Raw genomic sequence first — 15,245 nt, 5'->3', positions numbered from 1 at the left:
GCCCGTGTGCTCCTACTGCGGCTGCGAGAGCGTGACCGTCATCGGCCGCTTCATGGCCGAGCACGAGGAGGTCGTCAACGCCTGTGGTGAGCTGCGCCGCTCCTGCGGCCGTGGGCCCACCGACGTGACCCGGGCGGCCGACCACCTCAGGGCCCTCCTCCGCCCCCACACCGACGCCGAGGAGATGGGCCTGTTCGCCGTCCTCGGCCAGGACCCGGAGTTCACCGAGCACGTCCGCACGTTGTGCGCCGAGCACGCCGCCCTCGACGCGGCCCTGGACCGGATCGCCGCCGGTGCCCACGAGGAGATGAGCGCCTTCGAGCGCGCCCTGCGCAGGCACATCGACCGTGAGGAGAACGGGCTGTTCCCCGCCGCGGCGATCCGGTTCGCCGGCCCGGAGTGGGACCTCGTCGTCTCGATGACGCCGCCGGCGTCCGTCCCGTGAAGCACCCCGGCCGGGGCTGGCTGCTCGCACCCGCCGCGCTCTGCCTGCTCGCCGGGCTCGACGCCGGTCTCGTCCGGCTCGGCGGCCCGACGCCGGTCGCCTCGGACCGCCTCGGTGACGTGCACGGACCGGTCATGGTCCTCGGGTTCCTCGGCACCCTCGTCGCCCTCGAGCGGGCCGTGGCCCTGCGCCGGACCTGGGCGTTCGCGGCGCCCGTGCTGCTCGGGGCCGGCGGTCTCGCGCTCGTCGTGCCACTCCCCCCGGCCCTCGGCCACGTCCTCCTCCTCGACGGCACCGTGGCCCTCGTCGCCGTGCTCGTGGCCCTCTGGGGACGGCGCCGGGACGACGCCGTCCTCGTCGAGGTCCTCGGGGGAGGGTGTGCCCTGGTCGCCGCGCTCCTCATGACGCGCGTCGAGGTGTCGGCCACGGTCCCGCTGCTCGCCGGTTTCGTCGTCCTGACGATCGCGGCCGAGCGCGTCGAGCTCGCCGCACTCCACCTGCCCGCCGGCGCGGGGCGCACCCTCGCCCTCATCGCCCTTCCGTTCGCCACCTCGGCCGCCCTCTCGACCACGTTCCGCGACAGCGGAGCCCGCGTGTACGGAGCCGTCCTGCTGCTGCTCGTCGCCTGGCTGGCCCCTCGCGACGTCGCCGTACGGCTCGTGCGCGCGTCGGGGTTCGCGCGGTTCGCGGCCACGGCGATGCTGGCGGCGTACGCGTGGCTCGGCGTGGCCGGTGCCGCCTGGGTGGCGGTCGGGTCGACGAGCAGTGCCGGCGCGCGCGACGTCGTCGTGCACTGCGTCTTCCTCGGCTTCGCGATGAGCATGGTCATGGCCCACGCTCCGGTCATCCTCCCCGCGGTCCTCCGCCGTCCCCTGCCCTGGCACCCCCTGTTCTGGCTGCCGCTCGGGGCCCTCCACGCGACGCTGCTGCTCCGGGTGACGGGGGACGTCACCGGTACCCGGTCCCTCGGCGTGGCCGGCGGCACCGGCACCGCCGTGGCGCTCCTCCTGCTCCCCCTCACCGCCCTCGCGGCCTCGCTCCTCGTGACCCGTCGCCCCGCACCGGCCCCAGCGACCCCGAGGAGGGTCTCGTCGTGAGCACCACACCCGCCCGCCCCGCCGGGCGCGGCCGTTTCCCCCTCCGCGACCGGCCGGGCCTGGTCTGGCTGACCCTGGCCGTCCTCGTCGCGCTGGCCCACCCGTTCGTTCCGGCCGCCGGCTGGCTGATGGTCCACCTCGTCCTGCTCGGGGCGATGACCCACTCGGCGATGGTCTGGAGCACGCACTTCACCCAGGCACTGCTCAAGACACCGGAGTCCCTCGACGACCGGTCTCGTCAGAACCGACGCATCCTGGTCCTGCTCGTCGGCGCCGCGGCGGTGCTCGTCGGCGTGCCCACCGGGGCGTGGGAGCTCACCGTGCTGGGCGCGAGCGGGGTGGCCCTCGCCGTCTCGCTGCACGGGCGGGCTCTCTGGCGCCGCCTGCAGCACGCGCTGCCCGGCCGCTTCCGCATCACCGTGCACTACTACCTCACCGCTGCGGCCTGCGTGCCGGTCGGCGCCGGGTTGGGTGCATGGCTGGCGCGCGGCCTCGACGACGAGTGGCACGGCCGCGTCCTCGTCGCGCACTCGATGACGATGGTCCTCGGCTGGCTGGGACTCACCGTCACCGGCACCCTCGTCACGCTCTGGCCGACGATGCTCCGCACCCGGATGGACGACCGGGCCGAGCAGCTGGCCCGCCGAGCCCTGCCGGTGCTCGGGGTCGCGGTGGCCGTCGTGGCGGGAGGCGCCGTGGCCGGCTCGAGACCGCTGGCGGTCCTCGGGCTGGCGGGCTACCTCGCCGGGCTGGTGTGGTGGGGGCGCGCGCTGCTCGCCCCCGCCCGGCAGGCGCCGCCACGCACGGTGGCCACGGTGTCGGTCAGCGCCGCCCTGGGATGGGGTCTCGTCGCGCTGGGCATGCTCGGGACCCGGGTGGTTCGAGCCCGGGGCTGGGCCGACGTCGCCGCCGACTACGACACGGTGGCCGCGGTGCTCGCGGTGGGGTTCGCCGCGCAGCTGCTCTCGGGCGCGCTGTCGCACCTCATCCCCGTCGTGCTCGGCGGCGGACCCTCCGTGGTGCGCGCCGCGTCTGGACGGTTCGAACGGGCTTGGGCAGCAAGGGTCCTCGTCGTCAACCTCGGACTGCTCGTGTGCCTGCTGCCCGTCCCCGGAGCGGTCCGGGTGGCCGTGTCCGTCGTCGTGCTGGCCGCTCTCGCGGTCTTCGTCCCGCTCCTGCTCTCCGCCGTGCGCGCCGCGGTCGCCGCCCGGCGTGCCCTGCTCGCCGGTCTGGGCACCGCAGCACCTCCCACCGCGCCGGCCCCCGCGGACCGTGCTGCGGTCCCGACGTCCCAGCTGGTCGCGGGGGTGGCCGTCCTCGCCCTGGCCGTGTCCCTCGGCGTCGCTGCCGACCCGGCCGCCGCCGGCCTCTCGCCTGGCGGCGGCTCAGTGGGCGTCGCCGCGTCCGGGCTGCGCGCCGGTGCCGCCGACGTCGCGCCGACCGGGCACACCACGCGCGTGCGGGTCGAGGCGCACGACATGTCGTACGTCCCGGCGAGCATCGACGTCCCGCGCGGCGACCGCCTCGTCATCGACCTCGTCAACACCGACGAGGGCTCACCCCACGACCTGACCTTCGGCGGCGGCGTCGCCACCCGCCGGGTGATGCCCGGTCACTCGGCCACCCTCGACGCCGGCGTCGTCACCGCCAGTGCCGAGGGCTGGTGCTCGGTCGTCGGGCACCGGCAGATGGGCATGGTCCTCCACGTGCGCGTGGAGGGCGCTACCGGGGGCACGACGGCCTCGGCGCCATCGGGGTCGCCCGAGCGACCTCTCGCCGTGGACCTCTCCCGACCGTTCGGTGACGAGTTCCGCGCCGTCGACGCCGCCCTGCCACCGCTGACCCCGGAGCGGGTCCACCGGGTGACGCTCCGGGTCGAGGAGGTCGAGATCGAGGTCGCGCCCGGGGTGCGGCAGAAGCGGTGGACCTACGGCGGGTCGGTCCCCGGCCCCACCCTGCACGGCCGGGTCGGCGACACGTTCGTCGTCACCCTCGTCAACCGCGCCGGCATGGGCCACTCCGTCGACTTCCACGCCGGTGAGAGCGTCCCTGACGAGGTGATGCGCACCATCCCCCCGGGAGCCTCGCTCACCTACCGGTTCACGGCCACCCGCGCGGGCATCTGGATGTACCACTGCTCGACGATGCCGATGAGCGCTCACATCGCGGCGGGGATGCACGGCGCCGTCGTCATCGAACCGGACGGCCTGCCCACCGTCGACCGCAGCTACCTCCTCGTGCAGTCCGAGGTCCACCTCGCCGGTGACGGACGGAGCGCGGCCGCCGACGTCGACGCCGCGGCGGCCGCCGCCGACACCCCGAGCCTCGTCGTGTTCAACGGTGTCGCCGACCAGTACCTCGCCCGACCCCTCGCGGCGCGGACGGGCGAACGGGTCCGGGTGTGGGTGCTCGCCGCCGGTCCGAACCGGGGCAGCGCGTTCCACGTCGTCGGAACCCAGTTCGACACGGTGTGGAAGGAGGGCAGCTACCTCCTCGACCACGGCCGTGGCCCCCTCGGCGGCACGGCCGGGGGGTCGCAGGTCCTCGACCTGGGTGTGGCCCAGGGCGGGTTCGTCGAGCTGACGGCCGGACGTCCGGGGCGCTACCCCTTCGTCACCCACGCGATGGCCGACGCCGAGCGCGGCGCCCGGGGACTGCTCACCGTCACCCCGTGAGCCGCGACGTCCGCGAGCCCGTGGCCCCGACCCGCCGACACCCCGAACCGCGGGGACGCACGATGGTTAGTATTTGCGCATGCACGCAAATGTCGAACCACCGGTGTGGGGCGATGACGTCGTCACCCTCGCGGTCGAGGTCCTCCGGATGCTGGCGGACCCCACGCGCCTGCAGCTGGCCGGGCTGCTCCTCGACGACGAGCGGTCGGTGACCGAGCTCGCCGAGGCCCTCGAGCGCCCCGTGCCCGCGGTGTCGCAGCACCTCGCCAAGCTGCGGCTCGCCCGACTGGTCACCTCGCGGCGTCAGGGACAGACCGTGCTGTACCGGGTCGAGAACGGGCACGTGCGCCAGCTCGTCGTCGACACCGTCGGGCACGTCGAGCACCTGCTCGACCGGGCGCCGGCCGACCACCGCGTCGACGGTGCCGCCCGATGAGCCACACGCTGCGGCGGGACGCACCCCACGACCATGACCACGACCACGACGGGTCCGTCGCGCGGCGCATCGGCCACCTGTTCTCCGACCTGCTCGGCGGGCACTCCCACGACGCGGCCGACCGGGTCGACGACGCCGTCGAGGCGACCGCCGCCGGCCGTCGAGCGCTCTGGATGAGCCTGGGCGGGCTCCTCGCGACGGCCGCGGTCCAGGGACTGGTCGTCGCGTGGTCCGGTTCGGTGGCGCTGCTCGGGGACACCCTGCACAACCTCGTCGACGCCGGCACCGCCTTCCCGCTGCTCGTGGCCTTCGCCCTCGCCGCCCGTGGCCGCACCGAGCGGATGACCCACGGCTGGGGTCGGGCCGAGGACCTCGCCGGGCTCGTCGTGGTCCTGATGATCGCCCTCTCCGGGGTCCTCGTGGCCTGGGAGAGCATCACCCGGCTGCTGGACCCCCGGCCGGTCGAGCACCTCCCGGCCGTGGCGGCGGCCTCCGTCGTCGGCTTCCTCGGCAACGAGTGGGTCGCCCGCTACCGCATCCGGGTCGGACGACGCATCGGCTCGGCAGCCCTCGTCGCCGACGGGCTGCACGCGCGGACCGACGGCCTCACCTCGCTCGCGGTCCTGGTGGGCGCCGGCGGGGTGGCGCTCGGGTGGGAGCGGGCCGACCCGGTCGTCGGGGTGCTCATCACCGTGGCCATCCTCGGCGTCCTGCGCTCCGCCGCACGGTCGGTCGGTGCGCGCCTGGTCGACGCCGTCGACCCCGACCTGGTGCGCCGGGCCTCCGCGTCCGCGACGTCCGTCGACGAGGTGCGCGGAGTCGAGGACGTGCGTCTGCGCTGGGTCGGACACGTCCTCGTGGTGGAGGTGGCCGTGCTCGTGGACGCCGCGACCCCGCTCCCGGTCGCCGACACCGTCTCGGCCCACGTCGAGGAACACCTGCGCCTCGACCTGCCGCACGTCGGAGCGGTCACCGTCCGCGTGGGCGCCGCCCGGCCCGCCTGAGCGCCGCCTCAGACCGGCCGGCGCGCCGGTTCCCCGCCGACGGGCAGGAAGACGGACCGCACGAGGGGGCGCCCCCGCACCCAGCCGGTCAGGGCGGTGAGCGGCCGTCGCAGCAGCAGCCACCCGGCCCCGGCGACGAGCCCACCGAGCAGCAGGCCGGCGAGGACGTCCTGGGGGTAGTGCGCCCCGACGTAGACGCGGGTGACGGCCATCGCGAGGGCGGCCAGCACCGCCCACCTCCCGATGCGCGGGGCGGCGACCATGAGTCCGACCGCGACGGCGCCGGCCATCGTCGCGTGGTCGGACGGGAACGACACATCGCTCGTGCGGGGGACGAGCAGCAGGGCCCCGGGGTGGCTCGTGTACGGGCGCGCCTCCCCGAACAGGGCCGCGACCGGCTGGTTGACGGCGACCGCCACGAGCGCACCCAGGCCGGCCCACCCCGCCGCGGCGAGGTCCCGGTCGGTGCCGCGCCGTGCCCGCAGCAGCACCCACAGCGCGAGCCCGCCGAAGAGGACGACACCGTAGGTCGCGTACGCCACCGCGAGGCCGTGGAGGGCAGGCGTCGCCCGTGCGAAGGACTGCACGGCGGCGAAGAGCCGCTCGTCGAGGGAGGAGGTGGGCATGGCGAACGTGGCCTTCCGTCGGGAGCGCCCATCGTGACCGTCGCGCCTGTGCCGATCCTGTGCGCCGGCCGTCATGACCCTCCGGGGAGGTGCCCGTCCGGCACCCCTTGACACCTCCCAAGGTAAGTGGCAACTTACCGTTCGTGACGACGAACGGAACGGACGCGCTGGCGGTGCTGGGAGACGCCACCCGGCGGGCGATCGTCGAGCGCCTCGCCGAAGGGCCCTCCTCCGTCCAGCAGCTCGCCGACGCGCTCCCCGTCACCCGGCCGGCGGTCAGCCAGCACCTCAAGGTGCTGCGCGACGCGGGGCTGGTCAGCGAGCGCGCGGCCGGTACTCGCCGGGTCTACCGGCTGGAACCGATGGCCCTGGCCGCGCTGCGCGACCAGATCGACACCTTCTGGCGTCGCGCGCTGGAGGCCTACGGCGACGTGGCCACCGACGCCGCGGCGGCCACGACCGACCCGACCGACCCTCCGACACCGAGGAGCCACCCATGACCGAACGAAACCCCTCTGCCGTGGCGCCCGACGCCCCGGACGTCCACCGGGTCGTCACGGTCCCGCTCACGCCCGAGCGGGCCTTCGAGGTCTTCGTGACACGGTTCGACGACATCAAGCCCCGCGAGCACAACCTGCTGCGGGCACCCATCGTCGAGACCTCCGTCGACCGGCACGTCGGCGGCACGATCCACGACGTGGCCGAGGACGGCAGCCGCTGCGACTGGGCTCGCATCCTGGCCTTCGACCCGCCCCACCGCATCGTCTTCTCCTGGGACATCGGGCCCACCTGGGAGATCGAGAGCGACCCCGACCGGACCAGCGAGGTCGAGGTCACCTTCACCCCCGCGGCCGACGGCGGCACCCGGCTCGATCTCGTCCACCGCCACCTCGAGCGCCACGGCCCCGGATGGGAGTCCGTCCACGGAGGCGTCGACGACGAGGCCGGCTGGACCCTCTACCTCGACCGCTACCTCCACCTGGCGCAGGAGGCCGCGTGAGCGGCGGCCGAGTGCACGGGGAGGCTCGCACCCCACGGACCGACGCACGCTGCCGCCCCTGTCCGGGCTGACCCGTCCCGGACGCCGCGGCCGACGCGTGCCTCGGCGCGCTGACCACCGCCCGAGAGCACCGCGCCCCCCGTCGCCGCCCGGTCCGTCGCCCGACGCGCGGACTAGGGTGACGAGCGTGCGCCGAGACGAGCGACCGCCGTCCCAGCCGCGGGACGCTCTCGGGACGCTCCGGCGCACGGTGCTGACGGTGGCGCTGCTCAACCTCGGCTACTTCGTCGTCGAGTTCACGGTGGCCCTCTCCGCCGGGTCCGTGTCGCTCCTGGCCGACAGCGTCGATTTCCTCGAGGACACGTCCATCAACGTCCTCATCGCCCTCGCGCTCGGGTGGCCGCTCGCCCGACGAGCGCTGCTCGGGAAGGTGCTGGCCGTGGTCATCCTCGGACCGGCCGCCGTGGCCACGTGGGAGGCCGTCCAGCGCGTGGCGGCCCCCGCCGCGCCGCGCGTCGCACCGCTGGTCCTGGCCTCCCTCGGGGCGATCGTCGTCAACGGCACGAGCGCCGTCCTGCTGGCCCGGATCCGCACGCACGGCGGGAGCCTGGGTCGCGCTGCCTTCCTGTCCGCCCGCAACGACGTCGTCGTCAACGTGGCGGTCATCCTCATGGGCGTCACCACGGCGCTCACCGGGTCGGGCTGGCCCGACCTGGTCCTCGGCTCCGTCATCATCGTCCTCGCCCTGCACGCCGCCCACGAGGTCTGGGAGTGCAGCGAGGACGAGAGGCTGGCCGTCGCGCTCGACTCCCCCGTGCCCGGTCGGCCTGCTCCGTGAGCGGCGGTCTCGGCCGCCGACGCCGCACCGACCCGGTGGACCTCAGGCGGTGGCGCCCGAGGCAAGCTCGGCCCGCAGCCGGGCGAGGGCGCCGGACGACCTCAGCGCCGCGACGACGGCGTCGGCGATCAGCCGGTGGCCGCTCGCGTCCGGGTGGTCGCCGTCGTCCTGGAGGTCGCCCGTGGGGTCGCGGCCCTCGTCCGGGCCGAGGAACGGAGTCGAGGTGTCGACGTAGACCGACCCGGTGGCCCGGGCGACGGCCGAGATCACGGCGTTGACCTGCCCCGTCACCGCCCGGGAGTTCGTCACGAAGGCGGGACCGCGCGTGCGGCCCTCGGTCCCGTCCACGCTGATGTTCCAGTACCCGAGGAGGGCCACGACGGGTGGGTGCGACCCGGCACGCACGACGCGGACGGTGGCGAGCAGCTCGGCGCGCAGGTGGGCCAGCAGCCCCGGGAGGCACCCGGCGCCGCCGTCGCAGGGCTGACCGGTCGAGGGGTCGAGGGGCACGTCGTTCGCGCCGGCCTGGAGCAGGACGAGGGAGGCCCGCGCGAGGTCGGAGCGGACCGACTCCTGCTGGACCTCGGCGACGACGTCCCCGCTCGTCGCGCCGTTGACCGCGTCGTTGGCGACCTCCGAGGGCCGCCCCGTCTCGATGCCGACCTCGTCGGCGACAGTCTGGGCGAAACCGGCACAGTCGCAACCGAACCCGGTGGGCACGGAGTCCCCGAGGGCGACGACGACGAGCGGTCGGGCACCGGGGTGGTCGCGGTGGGTGACCTCCGGTGTGACGCCGACGACGGCAGCGGTCACGACGGCCAGGACGAGGACCAGACGGGCCGCGGCTCGGCCGACGGGCGCCCGCGCCGTCATCACGGGTGGAAGCCGGGGACCGAGCGGCCCAGCCACTGGAAGGCCCTGGGCATGAGCGGCTGCCAGACCGACTCGCGGTGCCCGCCGCGCTGGAGGACCACCGCGGTCAACGCCGTCGGCGCCCGGGCCGCCCGGAGGAACGCGACGGTGCTCGGGTACGACAGCGAGTCCTGCTTCGAGGTCTCGACCCAGCCCGCGACGGCGACCGGTGAGCGCCTCTCGAGCCGCACCAGGTCGTAGCCGGTGAGGTGCGGCACGGCGGGTGCGACGGTGGTGCCGAAGTCGGGCCGGAAGTAGCTCTGGAACGAGACGAAGGCGCCGTAGACGTCCGGGTGGCGGACCGCGAGCGACGCCGCGCACCATCCGCCGAAGCTGTAGCCGACCGCGGCCCAGCTCGTCCGGTCGGTCCGGACCCGGAAGTGCTCGACGACCCAGCGGGGCAGCTCACGGGCGAGCCAGGTGTCGACCTGGGGGCCGCCCGCTCCCCCGTCGACGCACTCGCTGTCGTAGGTGCGCGGTGCGTTGATCTGCGGGATGACGACGACGGCCTGGGCGAGCCGGCCGGCCGCGGCCTGCTGCTCCTCCGCCGCGAGCAGCCCGGCCTGCACGTAGGAGAGCGGGGTCGAGGGGAAGCCGTGCAGCCCGAGGACGACGGGGTAGGCGCGCGGGCTGCTCGGGTCGTAGCCCGGTGGCAGCTCGACGACGACCTGGACGCGCTGACCGAGGCTCGTCGAGGCGACCGAGAAGGTCTGGCGCCGCCGACCCGGCGCCGGAAGGGCCGGCAGGGTGGCCGGGACCCGGAGGGTCGCGAGGCCGGCCCCGGCGACGGCGGTCCCCCACACCGCGGAGGCCTCCCCGACGGTGGTCGTCGTCCCGGACGGGGCAGAGCCGGCGAGGTCGCTCCACGAGACGTAGAAGAGGTACTGGTCGTTGAGGACGAGGGCGCTGACGAGGACCGCGAGGGCAGCGACGACGGCGACCTTCGCGCCCCGCGCGGTGACCGAGGCCCAGCGGTGCCGCAGCCTCGGGAGGTCGAGGACCGCCGCGACGAAGACGACGAGCAGCAGCGCGACGACGACCGCCACGAGGGACCCGCTGGTCAGCGCCATGCCATCTCCCGGTCGGTGTCGCTCGCCGCGCCACGACGGGGTTCGGGGCGGACGAAGGGGAAGGCGAGGACGGCGCGGACCGGGCGGTTGGTCAGGAGCATGACGAGTCGATCGACGCCGATGCCGAGCCCGCCGGCCGGCGGCATCCCGAGCTCGAGCGCTGCGAGGAAGTCCTCGTCGAGCTGCATCGCCTCGGGGTCGCCGGCCGCGGCGAGCACCGACTGCCGCGTCAGCCGGGCCCGCTGCTCGACGGGGTCGGTCAGCTCGCTGTACGCCGTGGCGACCTCCATCCCGGCGACGACGAGGTCCCACCGCTCGACGAGGCCGGCGTCGCGCCGGTGGTCGCGGGCGAGGGGAGAGGTGCTCCTCGGGAAGTCGACGTAGAAGGTCGGCGCCACGGTCGCCGGCTCGACGAGGTCGCCGTAGACCTGTTCGACGAGCTCGCCGACGTCGCGCTGCGGGTCGAGGCGCAGGCCGTGCCGGGCGGCGAGCCGGGCGATCTCGGCCGGCGGTGTCGCGAGGTCGACGGGGGCGCCGAGCACCTCCCCGACCGCGTCGAGGACGCGAACCCGGGGCCAGCCGGCGTCGAGCGGTGCGAGCTCGACGCCGGCCAGCCCTCGCCGCCCCTGGTCGGCGTCCGGGTTCGGGACGACGGCAGCGCCGTGCACCGCGACGGCGGCGGCCCGCACGAGCCGCTCGGTCAGCACACGCATGTCGTCGTAGTCGGCGTAGGGCCGGTACACCTCCAGGGCGGTGAACTCCGGGTTGTGCGTGGCGTCCGCGCCCTCGTTGCGGAAGTTGCGGCCGAGCTCGAAGACCGGCCCGAGGCCGCCGACGAGCAACCGCTTGAGGTAGAGCTCCGGCGCGATGCGCAACGAGAGCCCGAGTCCGTGCGCGTTGCTCCACGTCCGGAACGGGCGGGCGCTCGCCCCGCCGTGCACGGTCTGCAGGACGGGGGTCTCGACCTCGAGGTAGCCCTCGTCGACGAGGACGCCCCGCAGCGCGGACACGACCGCCGACCGGTGCCTCAGGAGGAGGGCGCTCTCCGGGTGGACGACGAGGTCGGCCGTCCGGTCCCTCGTCCGGGCCGTCGACGACTCGAGCCCGGCGAACGGCACCGGGCGCAGGGACTTGGCCTCCATCGACCAGTGCGTGACCCCGATGCTCCGCGTGCCGCGCCGGGTCCGGGTCAGGACGCCGCACACCCGGACGAGGTCACCGGTGTCGACGAACCGTCGCCATGCATCCGCCGGGTTCGTTCCCGCGGAACCGGACTCGAGGACGGCCTGCACGCGGGCCGCACCGTCGACGAGGTCGACGAAGACGACACCGCCGTGGTCACGGACCCGCAGCACCCGTGCGCAGACCTCGACCGGCGCCCCGTCCCGCCACGAGGTCAGCACCCCGGCGACCGTGTGGCTCGGCGCCCCGCGGCCGACGGGGTGCGGCTCGAGGTCGGCTCGCACCATCGCCTCGCGACGGCGGCGGCGCACGCGCTCGAGCCGGCCGAGAGGTGCCGGGGCCGGGCCCGTGACCGCCTCCTCGATCGCGCGCACCGCCGCGAGGTGGGCCGCGTCCAGGGGGTCCCCGACGGGCAGCGGCCGGCGGGCCGGCAGGAAGCCCTCCGCGGTCGCGGCGGCGAACGCGACGAGCGGGAGCGTCGCGGGGTCGTCAAGACAGTAGTACCGGCCGACCCAGGTGGGGTCGAACCGGCGGTTGAAGCGGTAGAGCCGCTCGAGCTGCCAGAACGGGTCGAGCCAGCCGAGCAGGGCCGCCCCGGCGCGCACCAGCGACGGTGCCGCGACGCCGCCGGCGGACCCGAAGGTCGCGCGGAACATGCAGAAGTTCAACGACACCCGGACGACCCCGAGCTCGCGGGCCCGGGCCATCAGCTCGACGACCATGAGCTCGGTGACGCCGTTGGGGGCGGTGGGCGCGTGGCGCATCAGGTCGAGGGAGACGCCTCGGGGTCCCCACGGCACGAACGTGAGCAGGCCCTGGAGGTCTCCGGACCGGTCCCGGGCGAGGACGTGGAGGACGCGGGCGTCCGCCGGGTCGCCGGAGCGGCCGAGGGCCATCGAGAAGCCCCGCTCGGGCTCCTCGCCCCGCCAGCGCGCCGCCGCCTCGAGGACCTCGGTCAGCTCCTCCGGGGCCAGCGCGCCCTGGCGCGCGAAGGTCACCTCCACCCCCGCCCGACGAGCCCGTCGGGCGGCCCGCACGACGGAGCGCCGCTCGGGTGCCGTCGGGTCCCAGGCCTCGCGCTCGAGCACCGCCTCGTCACCCATCGTGCCGACCCGCAGCCCGGCGGCCCGGTAGACCCGGGCCCCCGCCTCGCTCGCCGAGACGACCCCCGGCACCCACCCGTGTGCCCTCGCCTCGTCGAGCCAGGCGCGGACGGCGGCGAGCCGTGCCTCGGGGGCGCCGACCGGGTCGGCCGCGGCGAGCGACACCCCGGCGACGACCCGGTGGGCCACGACGGCCCGGCGGTCCGGCGAGAAGACCAGCGCCTTGTCACGACGGGTCGCGAGGTAGGCGAGGGAGTCGGTGGCCCCGTGGTCCCGCAGCAGGCGGCGCACCTCCAGCTCCTCGTCGGGCCGCCACACCGGCTGCCAGGCCGACGGACGCAGCAGGACGACGACCGCGGCGACGAGGACGAGACCGGTGAGCGTGGCGAGGAGGTCGGTGACCCACAGCGAACCGTGGCCGGGCCACGGGCGGACACCGCCGAGCACGTCGAGCACGGCCCGCAGGAGCGTGCGCGGCGTGGCCCCCGAGGACTCGGTCAGCTCGAGCAGGCCGGCCGCCAGCGCGAGCAGCCCGAGCGTTCCCCCGACGAGGGTCAGGGCTGCGGCCCGGGCGTGCCGGGCCCGCAGGGGGGCCGAGAACTCGCCGCGGAGGCGGACGAGGAGCACGAGGACGGCCACCCCGACGGCCATCGCGAGCACGTCGAGGACGCGGCCGAAGGCACCGCGCGAGCGCCACAGCTCGAGCCACGGCGCGGCCTCCCTCGGGACGAGCGCGAGGATCCCGACGCCGATGCCGACGACCTGGAAGAGGCCAACGACGAGGAGCCCGGCCCGGCGGCGCGTGACGAGGGCTCCGGTGACGAGCACGAGGACGACGACCGAGAGGAAGGAGCGGGCGACCGGCACGTTGAGGACGCCGAAGACGCGCTCTCCGAGGCTCGGGCGCCCCGCGCGTGTGGAGAAGAGCCAGACGAGGAGCGCGGTGACCGCGCCGAGGGCGTAGGTGGCGGTGAGGAGCCGCGCGAGCCGGGCCCGGCGACGGCCGGTCTCGGACAGGGCGCCCCGGGAGGACGGCGAGGTCACGGGAGAAGGACTACGCGCACGTTCTGGACGTCGGGTGCACGCCCCCTGTGCCGTTCCTGTGCGCGCTGCACCGCCGGTGCCCGTGCGCGCCGCCCGCGCGGGTCCGGCGGGGGCGCGCGTCGGGTCTCAGCGTCTGCCCACCCGGCCGTGGGCCGCGCGGGTGAGGACGAAGCCGCCGTCCCCGTCGGCCGCCACGAGGCCGAGGTCCTCGAAGGCGTCGAGCCAGCCGCGCATCGGCCACCAGCCCCAGCGTGCGGCGAACCGAGCCCCGTTCTCGACGATGTCGCGGACGTGCTGCACGGGCAGCCCGCTCGTCCCGTGGTGCTGGTGGTAGGCCGTGGCGCCGCCGAGCCAGAGGAAGGTCCCGTCCGCGGCCGCGACCCGCTGTCCGAAGTCGGTGTCCTCGCCGCCGTAGCCCAGGTACCCCTCGTCGAAACCCCCGACCCTCTCCCACGTCGTCGGGGTGACAGCGAAGGAGAGCGACCAGAAGAGGAGGGGGTCGTGGCCGACCCGGACGGTGCCGGGTGGTGGGGCGGGACGGGCCGCGTGCGGGGCGGACCCCTGCTCGAGGGCGCGCCACGTGCGCTGCTCGTCCGGCAGCGCGGTCGTCGCCGCGTCGAGGTAGCGCACGACGCCGCAGGCGACGGCCGGGCGGGTCGCGGACCGCCGGGACTCCAGCGCCGCCGCGTAGCAGCCGACCAGTCGCGGACCGGGGATGCAGTCGACGTCGAGGAGCACCACGACGCCGGCCCCACGGGCAGCGGCCGCGGCGACCCCGGCATTGCGGGCGGCCGCGAGCGGCAGGCGCCCCTCCCGCAGCGGGACGTCGACGAGGTGCACCGGGGGGCCCGGGGTCCCCTCCAGCACGTCCCCGATGACAGGGTCGCCCATCGCGACGACGACGTGCTCGTCCGGGAGCCGTTCCTGACGCTCCAGGCCCCACCGCTGCCCTCGCAGGTGGTCGTGGCGGCCGTGGACGATGGTCACGACGGTGACCCCTCCCGCCCCGGTCATCGTCCGCCCCCGAGCTCGTCGGCCAGCCGGTCGAGGTGCTCGGCCGCGGCGAGCGCCCCGGCGCCCGTGGACCACCGCCGCCAGCCCGCGCCCCCGAGCGAGCGGGCCCGCTCGAGCAGGTGCGGCCAGGCGGCCGGTTCCGGCCAGGCGTCGAGGCCGACCGCGATGCCTGCGGCATCGACGGCCTGGGCGGTGGCGCGCTGCTCGTCGAAGGGTCGCGGCTGGGCCACGACCACGGCCGGCCGGCGTGCGGCCGCGACCTCGGCCACCGCGTTCTGCCCGCCGTGGGTCACCACCACGTCGGCGTCCTGGAGGGCCTGCCAGACCTCCTCGCCGTCGTGGGCCCCGGTCTGCTCGACCCACTCCCAGGACGGGGTGGCCACGCGGGCCGCGGCGACGTCGTCCGCGCCGACCTTCCGGCCGTCGCCGCCCCAGAGCAGGAGCACCCGGGGGGCGTCGCGCCGGGCCGGGGCCCTCGGCGGACGCCCGTCGAAGCGGCTGAGCGCGCCGACGGTCCAGGCCTTCTCGGCCCAGCGACGGGGCCATCCGGTGTCGTGGGTTCCGGTCGGCCAGGGGGCGAGGAGGGCGTCGGCGACGTCGTGGGCGAGCGTGTGCGCGGGGTCGCGCCGCCCCCCGGGAAGCACCGTGACGACCGTCGGGACCCCGCAGAGACGGGCGAGCAGGGTCACCTCCACCGAGACGTCGACGACGAGGAGGCCGGGACGCCGGGTCGCCATCCACCGCGCGATGCGGGCGTTGCGGGCGACCAACCCCGCGTCGTGGCGAGGGGCCCAGTGCA

At 75.7% G+C, this 15,245-nt stretch carries 14 protein-coding genes; 8 read left to right on the top strand and 6 right to left on the bottom strand.

The window, feature by feature from the left end; genetic code table 11:
* The first annotated feature begins 4 nt into the window (after positions 1–4).
* The 5 genes from PKA89_RS08050 (at position 5) to PKA89_RS08030 (ending at position 5,657) form a co-directional block, all read left to right on the top strand.
* A complete protein-coding gene (locus PKA89_RS08050; protein ID WP_324418360.1) occupies positions 5–445 on the top strand; it encodes a hemerythrin domain-containing protein in 441 nt (146 codons plus the stop codon).
* The gene (locus PKA89_RS08045) at positions 442–1,542 is read left to right on the top strand and encodes a hypothetical protein (RefSeq protein ID WP_324418359.1); all 1,101 of its coding nucleotides are present in this window, start codon (positions 442–444) and stop codon (positions 1,540–1,542) included. Before PKA89_RS08050 ends, PKA89_RS08045 begins: the two co-directional genes overlap by 4 nt.
* Complete coding sequence (locus PKA89_RS08040; protein ID WP_324418358.1) at positions 1,539–4,217, top strand: multicopper oxidase domain-containing protein; 2,679 nt, start codon at positions 1,539–1,541, stop codon at positions 4,215–4,217. Before PKA89_RS08045 ends, PKA89_RS08040 begins: the two co-directional genes overlap by 4 nt.
* Positions 4,218–4,296: 79 nt before the next feature.
* Positions 4,297–4,653, top strand: coding sequence for a metalloregulator ArsR/SmtB family transcription factor (locus PKA89_RS08035; RefSeq protein WP_324418357.1), 357 nt, complete (start codon positions 4,297–4,299; stop codon positions 4,651–4,653).
* The gene (locus tag PKA89_RS08030) at positions 4,650–5,657 is read left to right on the top strand and encodes a cation diffusion facilitator family transporter (RefSeq protein WP_324418355.1); all 1,008 of its coding nucleotides are present in this window, start codon (positions 4,650–4,652) and stop codon (positions 5,655–5,657) included. The genes PKA89_RS08035 and PKA89_RS08030 overlap by 4 nt, the downstream gene beginning before the upstream one ends.
* Before the next feature lie 8 nt (positions 5,658–5,665).
* Here the strand turns inward: PKA89_RS08030 and PKA89_RS08025 are convergent, their stop codons facing one another.
* Positions 5,666–6,283, bottom strand: a complete 618-nt coding sequence (locus tag PKA89_RS08025; RefSeq protein WP_324418354.1) for a phosphatase PAP2 family protein — start codon at positions 6,281–6,283, stop codon at positions 5,666–5,668.
* A gap of 143 nt (positions 6,284–6,426) precedes the next feature.
* Here PKA89_RS08025 and PKA89_RS08020 point away from each other — a divergent pair, with 143 nt between their 5' ends.
* From PKA89_RS08020 to PKA89_RS08010, 3 genes are all read left to right on the top strand, one after another.
* A complete protein-coding gene (locus tag PKA89_RS08020) occupies positions 6,427–6,783 on the top strand; it encodes a metalloregulator ArsR/SmtB family transcription factor (RefSeq protein WP_324418353.1) in 357 nt (118 codons plus the stop codon).
* Positions 6,780–7,283: an SRPBCC family protein gene (locus PKA89_RS08015; RefSeq protein ID WP_324418351.1), complete on the top strand. Its 504-nt coding sequence runs from the start codon at positions 6,780–6,782 to the stop codon at positions 7,281–7,283. The genes PKA89_RS08020 and PKA89_RS08015 overlap by 4 nt, the downstream gene beginning before the upstream one ends.
* Positions 7,284–7,470: 187 nt before the next feature.
* A complete protein-coding gene (locus tag PKA89_RS08010) occupies positions 7,471–8,121 on the top strand; it encodes a cation transporter (protein WP_324418349.1) in 651 nt (216 codons plus the stop codon).
* A 42-nt stretch (positions 8,122–8,163) separates the two neighbouring features.
* Here the strand turns inward: PKA89_RS08010 and PKA89_RS08005 are convergent, their stop codons facing one another.
* The 5 genes from PKA89_RS08005 to PKA89_RS07985 form a co-directional block, all read right to left on the bottom strand.
* Positions 8,164–8,994 carry an SGNH/GDSL hydrolase family protein gene (locus PKA89_RS08005; RefSeq protein ID WP_324418437.1) on the bottom strand — a complete coding sequence of 277 codons (831 nt, stop codon included), beginning with the start codon at positions 8,992–8,994 and terminating at the stop codon, positions 8,164–8,166.
* Entirely contained in the window at positions 8,994–10,103 is a 1,110-nt protein-coding gene (locus PKA89_RS08000) for an alpha/beta hydrolase-fold protein (RefSeq protein ID WP_324418347.1), read from the bottom strand. The genes PKA89_RS08005 and PKA89_RS08000 overlap by 1 nt, the downstream gene beginning before the upstream one ends.
* Complete coding sequence (gene lysX, locus PKA89_RS07995) at positions 10,094–13,432, bottom strand: bifunctional lysylphosphatidylglycerol synthetase/lysine--tRNA ligase LysX (protein ID WP_324418345.1); 3,339 nt, start codon at positions 13,430–13,432, stop codon at positions 10,094–10,096. The genes PKA89_RS08000 and lysX overlap by 10 nt, the downstream gene beginning before the upstream one ends.
* A 126-nt stretch (positions 13,433–13,558) precedes the next feature.
* The gene (locus PKA89_RS07990; protein WP_324418343.1) at positions 13,559–14,419 is read right to left on the bottom strand and encodes a galactosyltransferase-related protein; all 861 of its coding nucleotides are present in this window, start codon (positions 14,417–14,419) and stop codon (positions 13,559–13,561) included.
* Positions 14,420–14,442: 23 nt separating this feature from the next.
* Positions 14,443–15,245, bottom strand: an 803-nt coding sequence (locus PKA89_RS07985; protein WP_324418341.1) for a glycosyltransferase, incomplete at its 5' end; no start/stop codon positions are given.

The organism is Phycicoccus sp. (assembly GCF_035325325.1).
Lineage (GTDB): Bacteria > Actinomycetota > Actinomycetes > Actinomycetales > Dermatophilaceae > Phycicoccus.
This window is presented reverse-complemented; position numbering and strand designations above follow the sequence as displayed.

What these genes read in the sequence shown, in the direction of transcription:
- PKA89_RS08005 (WP_324418437.1), bottom strand. Translation starts at nt 8,994, where the DNA reads ATGACGGCGCGGGCGCCCGTCGGCCGAGCCGCGGCCCGTCTGGTCCTC.
- PKA89_RS08000 (WP_324418347.1), bottom strand. Translation starts at nt 10,103, where the DNA reads ATGGCGCTGACCAGCGGGTCCCTCGTGGCGGTCGTCGTCGCGCTGCTG.
- PKA89_RS08030 (WP_324418355.1), top strand. Translation starts at nt 4,650, where the DNA reads ATGAGCCACACGCTGCGGCGGGACGCACCCCACGACCATGACCACGAC.
- PKA89_RS08015 (WP_324418351.1), top strand. Translation starts at nt 6,780, where the DNA reads ATGACCGAACGAAACCCCTCTGCCGTGGCGCCCGACGCCCCGGACGTC.
- PKA89_RS08025 (WP_324418354.1), bottom strand. Translation starts at nt 6,283, where the DNA reads ATGCCCACCTCCTCCCTCGACGAGCGGCTCTTCGCCGCCGTGCAGTCC.
- PKA89_RS08035 (WP_324418357.1), top strand. Translation starts at nt 4,297, where the DNA reads ATGCACGCAAATGTCGAACCACCGGTGTGGGGCGATGACGTCGTCACC.